The sequence below is a fragment of the Shigella sp. FC1967 genome, assembly GCF_001743005.1.
In the GTDB taxonomy this organism is placed as follows: domain Bacteria; phylum Pseudomonadota; class Gammaproteobacteria; order Enterobacterales; family Enterobacteriaceae; genus Proteus.
Genome location: NZ_MIIZ01001133.1, coordinates 1 through 707, shown reverse-complemented (window position 1 = coordinate 707; position 707 = coordinate 1). Strand labels below are relative to the sequence as shown.

Sequence of the window (707 nt, the reverse complement as noted above, 5' to 3'; positions counted from 1 at the left end):
CGGACGCAAAGTAAAACGGGGGCTTTTGTGGTCAAGGTCGTACTTTGTCTGTAGCACCGGAGGGGCAACGATTGAAACACTCAGAGCCTACGTTCAGAGCCAGTCAACGCCTGATTGATCTTTAAAGCCCAGCGGGCTTTTCGCCTTATATCCCCGCACGCACTGGGCGAGGGTTTACGGCGTTTTTCGCTAAAATGATCTGTTCTGACTGCGCAATTCGTTCTCGGAGTATCCAATAATTTCGGATAGCGGCGTCAGTAGGTCTGGCGGTGTTTGCATTAACCAGGCTGGTGGTGGAAGTGACTGATATTTTGAGGCATTCTGCTTTGATATACACCCGCTCAGGAGTACGCTCACTAATATCACGCAACTGATCAATTTCTTTTTTTGCATGCACAAGTTCCTGTAAATGACGATTATCAAGTTGATTAAGCTGATTTATTCTTAATTGATAATCTTTATTTTCTGCAATTTGCTGAATAAGAGTTTGATTAATATTATTATATTCCTTTTTCAAGGCTTTATGTTTATCAATTAGCCAAAGTAATCCTGTACCTAAGCATAAAACCACTATTACCATTATTTTTGATAAATAATTCATAATAACAACCACGCATCTTCAAAAACTTTTTCAGAATAAGGTTGATAACCTAGTTCAATATTAACAATCGCCACAGCTAAAGGAATAGCGATATTTTTTAATTGTG

At 39.5% G+C, this 707-nt stretch carries 2 protein-coding genes; one reads left to right on the top strand and one right to left on the bottom strand.

What is annotated here, in order from left to right:
- Nucleotides 1–118 (top strand): transposase (locus BHE89_RS19295; protein WP_171742544.1); only part of this gene is annotated, 118 nt, incomplete at its 5' end.
- Nucleotides 119–145: 27 nt separating this feature from the next.
- On the opposite strand, the gene BHE89_RS19290 is transcribed toward BHE89_RS19295, so the two are convergent.
- Entirely contained in the window at nt 146–601 is a 456-nt protein-coding gene (locus tag BHE89_RS19290) for a lysis system i-spanin subunit Rz (protein ID WP_069368018.1), read from the bottom strand.
- Nucleotides 602–707: the final 106 nt, after the last annotated feature.